Here is a 9,736-nt window from a genome sequence, read left to right on the forward strand (position 1 = left end):
ATAACTTACAGAAAGAACGACGAAGGATAGTACAAAAGCATAGGGCTCATCCCATATATCAACAACATTAAAGAGTCGTACAAACAGCAAATTTGCCACAGGCTCATACTGATGTATAAGATAAACTCCAAAAGTAGATGCAGCAAGCCAGTTCACAATGACATTCGAAAAGCAAAAAGAATTAAATAGAGAAAACAACCCAAAACCAATCATCACAATGGGTAAAGACCAATCAGCAACCATGAATCGCTCTAACGCCAAACTAGTTTCCGAAGAAAAATGCGGCTCAAGAAAGTTAGACACAAACCAATAAACTATTATAACGACTTCACCTGCGACAACTAACATCAACGATTCTCGCAACGTGAACTCATCCATATACCACTTATAAAAAGTAATAAGTATAAATAAATAAAAGAAACCATAAAATTGGGTTCTTCCAAGCTGTACAACAGGCATTATTTTAGGCAGTAGACCTAACCCACCCCAAAGACCCAAAGAAACAATGCATAGCTGTGCATGCCGTCTACGACCAAGAATACGTAACCCTTGAGATAGAAACGGCATAAACAACAAAAACATCGCATATGCCGAGGCATACCACCACGTTCCCATTACAAGAGGAAAGAGAGAAGACAAAAGAGTATGCAACGAAAATGGCATACTAAGAAATATGAGGGAGCAGATAAATAACGTTAGCGACCAAAACAGAATCTCTCGCTCTAAAACCCAAATGCGCTTCAAGGAATTTAACAGTGTCAGGCCCTTCTTATCAACAAGAAACCATACAGAAATGATAAAAAAAAACAACAACTCCGACTCTACCATAACTGCCTAAACCAACAACGAATAAGAACTTTTGGACAGATATATGCTGAGAAAGGATAGGGAAACCATTCTGCGTGACAAAATGATAAGAATAAATCATAAACATAGAACAAATACGCAATAACTCTATACTAGAATTTCGTTGATATTTATGCATTTTCTTTCCAATAATGTCTACTGTAGCGTTTTACAACAATACTAACGTTTCAGCATTGACTGAACGAACCGCTCTTTCAATATAATTAGCGCGAAAGCATATAATCCACCAAACACTACTGAAAAAACAAGGAATTTCACAACCGCTCCCATCGAGGATACACAAGCTGAAGTTGCATAAGCGACAACAGCAGCAATCGCGAATGCAAGGATGGTCTTCCAGTAGTCAAGAGAGGGGAGAATCTGCCTCATGGTATCTCTTACCATATATGCACGGAATATGAATGTGACCATCTCACACAGCACATTACTCAACGCCGCGCCCACAATTCCCAGCAGTGGAATCAACATCATATTAAAGGTAAATGCTAATACCAAACCAAGCAAACTTATCAATGCGTACGAACGCTCCTTGCCCTGTGTAATCAGACATTGCGTTAAAGTTGCATTACCCGCGGCGAAGAGAATTGTAGGGGCAATACACGCCAAAGCATACTGAGCACCAACGAAGTCTGATCCAGCAATGATAAGAATGATTGGCTTCCCACACAATACCATCCATCCAATAATCGCCATACCAGCAATGAACATGAAATTGAAATTTTTTGACAGCAACTTATTATACTCATCAACGCTATTTTTCCCACGATAATACGAAAGCCTAGGAAGCATAACATTGCCAACAGAAGACACAGCAGCATAGGCAAGTGACTTAATTTTCGTTGCAAGCTGGTATAAACCAACCATGCTGGCATTCATCAGGAAACCAGTAAGAACAATATCGATCTGAACATACATGCCGGAGGAAATCGAGGAAACAGCGAATGAAGTTAATGGCTTGATATGTTTCCTGATTTCAAGTCGTTCCCGCGATCTCAGATCTACAAGATTACGGAGTCTGAGAATATTTATAATATTCGATCCGTAACTCGAAAGCACCACAATCACACCATAGACAAGATAATCGGAAAACTGATGAACAAACAGGAGCATAAGTACGATACCAATCAGTTTCACTGCGATATTACGTATGGTGATGTAATCATACTGCTCCACACCTTGGAAAAACCATTCGACGCCAAAAGCAGTTAGCCAAATAGTAAAACCAAACACCAGCATCAAAACCATGTTTTCGCGCAACTTCGGCACAGTAACAATGGCAATCAGAAAAGCAGTATAACTGACCGTACTGGTAACCAATAAGATAACCAGCAACTCACGCACAAGCTTGGATAACGCGGAACGGTTATCTCGCACCTTGGCAACCTCGCGAATACCATAAGCGGACATGCCCATTACCGCAAAAAGGCCAAAGTAGTTTGTCGTACTTTGAGCGAAGGCAATCAGACCGTTGCCAGTAGTAGACAATACGCGAGACACATATGGAACTGTTACCAGAGGGAATATAAACGAAGACGAGGTGAGTATCATGTTCATCACCACGTTATACTTTACGGAATGTATTTTCAGCTGCTTATTTTTCCCACTCATAACTTACCGCCATACAATCTTATTTAATATGCTTATACAGGAACACAAACATACGATCGTAGATGTGCGGAGCATATGCCAACATCATCCACTGCAACCGCTTACCGCGCGACAGAAAAGATAGGTTCGGAATGTCCTTCCTTGCCCTTCGCACTCGTTTCCGCACTTCTTTCATGAACGAAATATAGGTACTAGAACGACCCAACAATAACACTCGGTCATACATGCCAATGGATACAGAAAGCCCCATGTATTCCGCTTGTTTCAATGCACGAGGATACTTGCGCGAGACCAGCGTTATCATCTGATCCATCAATTCCATCGTGTGTATTTCGACATTAGATGAGATGCCACCATTCCCTAGTCGATGATTATACAACGGAGTTGAATCATAGAAAATGACGCTCGCATGGTCCAATAGTCCATAAATAACTGGATAATCTTCACCATTGCAAATATTTTCAGGGAATCGCAGACCATTAAAAAGCGAGCGCTTCGCCAAATGCAACCAAACTGCTATACCGAAATATCCTGGCTGATTTGCCAATATGAATGCCTCTTCCGAATCCATTCGGAATCGAACGTTTTGCTTGGGAAGTCTTAACTCTCCATCAGGGGCTACCCCCTGCCCTCCAATAATGGAAAGATCAGCATGCTCACTTGTCAGGTTACGATATAGCTGTTCATACATGGTCGGTTCGATCCAATCATCGGAATCCACGAAACCGATCAGTTCACCTGCGGCTATATCCAAGCCAACGTTTCTGGAATGTGCGGCGCCGGAATTAGATTGATGCACGACTTGAATTCTTGGATCACGTTTAGCCCATATATCACATAACTCTGCCGACCTGTCTGTCGAACCATCGTCAATTAACAATATTTCTAAATTGCGATATGTTTGACTAACTATACTTTTAATGCAGGTATCAAGATACTCTTGTACATTATACACGGGGACGATAATGGTAATCAATGGATCATCGGATACATGATCGGCTATAATTACGGGAGCTGCGGCATAGTTAGTCATATTTAGTACTTTCTGCGAATCGGTTCACCATGTTCTACAGCCGATAACACCGCTTCCAGTTTTCGAGGATCATATGCAGCAGTGCGAGATAGCTTAAAACAATATGTTTTTTCATCAATTTGTACAGATTGATCATACTCATTTTTCATCAGCAAACGCTCAGATAATAATGGATATGACCAATTATTATCTGGAATTAATTTCTCTTCTTGGGCAAGTACAGAAATTCCATGCAAGCCAACCAATGCAAACTGATGTATAAGGAAGTAATACAGTATATTTTCATCCTCATCAGACCAATATCGAATCAGCATATCCAGCAGGAATGAGAAGAATAATGACTGTCGCTGTGCAGCGAGAAATGAACACTCCCACTGACTGGTTTCCGGAGATAAAGCAGCATAAACATTGTTGTCTGAACAACCCTTTGCAAAATAGAAAGGAACATCCCAAATTGTTCGAGGAACAGTGTCAGTCAGCAGAATAGTCGAATCAACCCATAAACCGCCATACTGCTTCAGCAACGCACACCGAAGTATATCAGTGAAATGAGCTTCCGATATAATCCCCCGCCGTCGTTTATCGAATATCATTCCGGGTAGTTCCACAAACTGGTCGACGGTATCAGCGCTAATAACATGGTAGTCGCACTCTTTCAACTGTTTTCTATGAATATTGAAGAGTCGTTTGCAGAGATCAGGAGCATCACCTTCTCCCTGGGTCCAATATGACCAAGCCGGTATCAGTTCTTGTTTGTGAAAAGGCACAGCGGTTTCCGGCTGTTGATTCCAATCACGTATGACATCACCATACGTCCGGGAAACATACCTGCCAATGGCATTGGACTGCATCTTAGAACAGGATAATGCGAATCGTCCCTTTCCTGACGTCAAGGAGAATGCAACGGAAGTCAGCAGTTGCGACAATGCCACTTGAACACCTGCGCGTTCGGTGACGTTGACGAATTTACCTAATTTTCCCATACCAAACATCCACTCTGCTATTTGCGCGCCAACAGCCGCTGTTTCTTTGAAATCATGCACTGCGCACCAAGTCGGGGACTAAAAGAACTGATGAGCACAATCAGACGGTGTTTCCATGGCAAGTCAAGCATGCTCACAGCCAATGAATCAGCACGCAAGTGCCGTACACAGTCTCGGTACAAGCTCGCATACTGACGTTCAGCTTCAGCATTCATAATCTGACGCAGACAGTAATTGTAGCAACTCCAACGATGCCATCGCATTGCGGAACGTACAATCTGACTATCTACCGGAAGATGATGTTCAATATAGTCCATTGTCTTCAGCGAGCCAATACCCTGCCGTTCGACATCGGCCTTGGTCGTGGCACTGTTGGGATTGTTCATCCGATATCGATATACTTTACGACTACCTACGCCAATACAATTCGCTAGACTAGCAGCACGGGTAATGAACTGCAGTCCTTCTCCGGTGGTAAGTTGAGGCACAAATCGCAGACCATTTCGATTCAGAAAATCACGGCGATACAGCTTGTTCCAAGACCCTAAAGGAACACGGGGATAGAAGAATTCCGATACGGCTTTATCCGGGCTCCATGTAACGATATGGTCTTCCGACACTTGTTGCATGTTCACATTGGTGAAGCAGTTCTTCGATATGACCATATCCGCACCTGTCTGGCGCTGGATGGATAACATGTATTCCACGAAATCCGGCATAATGATGTCATCGCTATCCACAAAAGCGATAAATTCACCTGTCGCGTGGTCCATGCATGCATTGCGACAACCTGAAAAACCAGCGTTTTTCTGATGTACCGCTTTGATTCGCTTGTCTTTTTCCGCATATTCGTCGATAATGGCACCGGAACGATCTGTGGAACCATCGTCGACTAATACGATTTCCAAATTGTCATATGTCTGTCCGCATATGGAGTCAATGCAGTCGGCAAGATACTGCTCAGTGTTATAGATACAGACAAGTACTGACACCAGCGGCATATCGGTCGTCATATTCTTTTTCCTTACTCTTTGCAATCTTGTTCAAGGGCTTGTTTCAGGAAATCCGCGCAACGTCGCCGTTCGATATCCAGACGCTGACGCACGCCGTCATAGTCAATCATAGCGTCACTCCACGCCGCACCTTCGATGAGGTTGCGATCGGGCAGTTCGCAGGTTGACAGCAGAGAGCTCATGCGGTCGTCCATATTCACCTTGCCATTGTGCTTGCCACGCACCACGTGGAACTGCTTCTCGAACAGGATTGAGAACGCAGTGCCGTGGAACGAGGCCGTCAACACATGCTCGGCATGCTTGATGAGGCTCAAGTAATGGTTTGGCGCGGCCACTTCCAGCAGGTGGAAACCGTATTCCTTCAAACCGTACGACTTATTGCCGGTGAACATCACGTACACCGGCAGCCCTTTGGCCTCAGCATACTGCTTCACCGCCTTCGCGGCACTGTCATTCAGCTCGATGGAATCGATGGCGTAGTAGAAGATGTACGGCTCATCAACCAGTAGCGGTGCGGTGATCTCATCGTAGTCCTCCTGACGCAGCAGGAGCGTGGGATCGATGACCTGTGTCACCGGTTTGTCCAGCAACGGCTGGAGGTATTCCTGAGCCGTCTTCTCACGTACGGAGATTGCACGGTAATCCGCTAGCAGCTCTCGGTATCTGTTGGCGAGCGCCTTGTCGTCGCGCTTTTCGAGAATGTGACCTCCCATGCTTGAGGCGTAGGAGACCTTCGCCTTACGCTTCACGAAGCTCAGGAAATAAGCGTCGCTGTAATCCCAGGCATCCATGTTCCAGATCTGGTCGCTGCCGCTAACGAATACGTCATACTGCGCTTCGAGGTCCCCCATCTGGGAGGGGTCCTCGTAGAACTTCGGTGTGAGTTTCAGCGCCCGGTGAGCCAGATTGGTGAAATCGTCATGGCGACGCTGAATCAGCTTGTGGTGGAACACAGCATACAGGTTCTTGGCGATGTCCTTCGGGCCGTGGACCTTCTTATACACGTCATACAGGTACTGCTGTCGCGGCGTGGAGAAGTTGATGATGTCGCAGTCGTATCCCAGTTGCTGGATTTTGCGCTGTGTAGCGAACGCCTGCAGAAATGAACCGTTGTTATGCGCGGCGTGATAGGTGATCAATGCTGCTTTCATACTTTTCTTCTCTTTCCTTCCAAAAGTGCTTCATTTACCGAGTATGAAGGGGAGATAACGATTCATGATCATGGCGATCGGCCAGCAACACAAGATGGACAGTGCCACAATCAGCAATCCCTGCCATAATTGCATGTACCAGACAACTGTTTGACTAGTAGAATCAGTAATATTCAGATAATCGAACAAATCCGTCCAAGCGTGAATAAAGACATGGTTCATGGCATAGAACACCAGTGAATTCTTTCCCAAATAGTCCAATAATTCACGAAGAACGGTCCATCCCAACGAACGCGATAGCGTGACCAGTCCTGTCACGACAGCACCGATGCCGAACAGTGCTGCAGGGATGTAAAACACGATCCACCCAAACGTATTCGAATACACGTCCAGCCAAGTACCACTGAACGTGACGTTGCACCAGCTCATCACCCCGCTACAGATGAACAGCACTATGCAGAGGATCACACGGGGGAAGATCTGCCTAGATATCGCTTTCCCCTCGATAACTTGCCAATGACGTTTTGCGATGAAGCCCACAACGAAGAAGAACGATCCAGTCAAAGCAGTATCCAGACACCACGGAACCGTATGATCAATATAAGTACCATAGCAGTAGCCTGCCAACGCCGCAATCGACGCCATTGCCAGCATGAATGCCTGCGATATACCAGCACGCACAAACCAATAGGCCGCTATCTCAATGATGAACAAGCTCAGGAAGAACCAAGGCAGAAATTCGTACGCACCACCCCTTAATTCCACAAAGACGCCAATCAGCGTCTGAATGGGAGATATGGGCGTTTCGCCATGAATCAAAGCCCTCACATACTGACATATTTTGATGATACATCCAAAGAATGCGCCGGGAACAATAAGCGTGCGAAATTTACGCCATACGAAGGATCCGAATGACGGATATCGACGAATCGAAAACACGAATCCCGAAAGCGCATAAAACAGCGGGATATGAAACGCGTAAAAAAATATCAGAGCAGGTTCCGGGCATATGGTATGTCCCCAGAACACCAGTACGATCGCAAGACCCTTTCCATAATCCACCCAAGTGATTCTTCTCTTACCGGAATCTATCCCCCTGTCAACAGTCATCTCATTCATCTCCTTTCAGCAATCGATCCCACTGACCGATAATCAAATCACGATCGAAGCAATCCATTCCCTCGTCGGCATGCGCCGCGTACCGGCCGCGATGTTCGTCATCGTCGATTAATAGGTTGATACGTTCGGCCATGCCGGAAATGTCCCCGGTCTCCACCAAGTCGCCGTTCACGCCATCGGTCACAATGTCAGCCGGACCGGTTTCGCAATCGAAACTGACGATCGGCAGCTTATACGCCTTCGCTTCCAGCAGCACCATCGGCAGTCCCTCGAAACGGGACGTGAGCACGAACATAGCCGCCTTGCGGTAATAATCGGGCATATTCTCGACTCGGCCTTTGAGAATCAGCTGATTACCAATGCCCGCCGCAACGATCTTCTCCTCCAGCATCGGCCGGTCCTCACCCTCACCAAGAATAAACCACTGCCAGTCGGGATGTCCGGGCAGCACTCGCGCGGCCACATCCACCAACATGTCGAAGCCCTTCTGATAGGTAAGCCGCCCGGAACTGATGATGATCCGCGAATCGGCCGCATACACTGGTTGCGGCGTGACCGTCTGCATCGGGTTCGGAATGGCAATGACCGGACATTTCGGATGCGCGTTGTCGAGGTACAGCTTCCGATCCGCCTCAGTGAGCGTAACGATGGCATCGGCCTTACGCGCCGCCCAACGGCGGGTGAGTTTGCGATACGGTACGCCCGGGTTCTGATGATAGTTGAAATGCTCCCACGAAATCACCTTGACCCCGGCAGAGCGTTTGATCGGCAACGAATACATGTCCAGAATGCCGTCGATGTCCACGAGCACATCGATATGATGCTGCTTGACTAGGCGACGCAGACGTTTGACCGTATCGAAATAGTGCTGGATGCCGTGCGTTACCGTCGGATATACCGTGTAACGGGCGATGCGCGGGTCAATATCGAAGAATGGCCGATCATGCTCCTCGAACAGGCTGACGAACGACACCGCATTGCCATCATTCACCCAACCCTCCGCCGCCAGCGCATTGGCGAGCATGATCGACACGTTCTCCGTACCGCCGGAGCGCGTGATATCACCTGAGAAAAAGGCGATGCGCCCTAGACCTGCCATGACCGTACCTCCTGCATGCCTCCGCCGAGTTCACAGAGCACACACGGCGCCCACTCTTCTCACGTCTTGTTGTCGATGATACCTGCCGGCTTCCCAAAACGGACCACGCTGAGCGTTTCCGCCGTACGAAAGCCCGTCATGCCCACAGAAAGCATCCACAATGACCACATTTTGAACAGATATATCCCAAAAAGTGAAACGAGGCCCTAAGGCGCGCAAACACACCCCCTGCCCCTTCCGAGCAACGACCTCCGTACACTCCCCGCAACACTGTTAATCGGCATTTTTCAACGATTAACGCACTGTTCATAAAACACGTCAAGCCACGAGGTGCCTCATTTGAAAGTGAGCGCGTAATCCGGAGTGGTGCCTCACTTAGGGTGAGCGCGAAATCCTAGTCCTTATCGGCTGGTGGGGTTTCGTTGTCTTCCGGTTCGACGCCCGCGATCCGGGCGAGCGTCTTGTTCAAGTATGCCATGTCCGGGCCCGAGCGTCTGGCCAGCCGCGCGGTGCGCGGGGCGGCCATGTCCTCGAGCCGGTCTTGGATGTCGTGGATGCGGCGGACGAGTTCGGCGGGGTTCACGGTCGCGAGCGTGCGTTCGATCTCCTCGCGCTTGTCGTCGGGGATGAAGCCGGGGCCGCCCGCGGCCCTATCTTGGTCGTCGAACTCCTTGAGCCGCTCCCATGGTGTGCGCGGCCTGTCGTAGACGCGGCGGGGGCGTCCGTCCCGTGTGCTTTCGCGCGCGATGGGTTTCTTGGACGGGGTGAACAGGTTGGCCTTGACACGCACCAGTTCCCACAGCTCGTTGAGCAGGTCGAGCTCGTCGGCGGTGTACCGGTAGTAGAACGCGTGGCGGCGCACG

General features: G+C 47.9%; 8 protein-coding genes and 1 pseudogene. All 9 read right to left on the reverse strand.

Translation table 11 applies throughout. The features are described 5' to 3' along the window. Positions 1-828: acyltransferase family protein (locus BHAP_RS02160; RefSeq protein ID WP_094729180.1), on the reverse strand; the 828-nt coding region annotated here is incomplete at its 3' end. Positions 829-1,026: 198 nt separating this feature from the next. Further along, complete coding sequence (locus tag BHAP_RS02165; protein WP_094729181.1) at positions 1,027-2,475, reverse strand: flippase; 1,449 nt, start codon at positions 2,473-2,475, stop codon at positions 1,027-1,029. 19 nt (positions 2,476-2,494) lie between these two features. Continuing rightward, positions 2,495-3,508, reverse strand: a complete 1,014-nt coding sequence (locus BHAP_RS02170; RefSeq protein ID WP_094729182.1) for a glycosyltransferase family 2 protein — start codon at positions 3,506-3,508, stop codon at positions 2,495-2,497. Between the two features lie 2 nt (positions 3,509-3,510). Further along, on the reverse strand, positions 3,511-4,551 hold the full coding sequence (locus BHAP_RS02175; protein ID WP_143248708.1) for a capsular polysaccharide synthesis protein: 1,041 nt from the start codon (positions 4,549-4,551) through the stop codon (positions 3,511-3,513). Then, on the reverse strand, positions 4,509-5,504 hold the full coding sequence (locus BHAP_RS02180; RefSeq protein ID WP_094729184.1) for a glycosyltransferase family 2 protein: 996 nt from the start codon (positions 5,502-5,504) through the stop codon (positions 4,509-4,511). The genes BHAP_RS02175 and BHAP_RS02180 overlap by 43 nt, the downstream gene beginning before the upstream one ends. A gap of 11 nt (positions 5,505-5,515) precedes the next feature. Then, the gene (locus BHAP_RS02185) at positions 5,516-6,655 is read right to left on the reverse strand and encodes a polysaccharide pyruvyl transferase family protein (RefSeq protein WP_094729185.1); all 1,140 of its coding nucleotides are present in this window, start codon (positions 6,653-6,655) and stop codon (positions 5,516-5,518) included. Between the two features lie 30 nt (positions 6,656-6,685). Continuing rightward, on the reverse strand, positions 6,686-7,765 hold the full coding sequence (locus tag BHAP_RS02190; protein ID WP_158216408.1) for an acyltransferase family protein: 1,080 nt from the start codon (positions 7,763-7,765) through the stop codon (positions 6,686-6,688). Position 7,766: 1 nt separating this feature from the next. Beyond that, positions 7,767-8,873 (reverse strand): glycosyltransferase family 4 protein, encoded by a 1,107-nt coding sequence (locus BHAP_RS02195; RefSeq protein WP_094729187.1) that lies wholly within the window; start codon positions 8,871-8,873, stop codon positions 7,767-7,769. 394 nt (positions 8,874-9,267) lie between these two features. Further along, positions 9,268-9,736, reverse strand: a pseudogene (locus BHAP_RS02200) (integrase catalytic domain-containing protein); the annotation flags it as partial.

The sequence above is a fragment of the Bifidobacterium hapali genome, from assembly GCF_002259755.1.
Taxonomy (GTDB): domain Bacteria; phylum Actinomycetota; class Actinomycetes; order Actinomycetales; family Bifidobacteriaceae; genus Bifidobacterium; species Bifidobacterium hapali.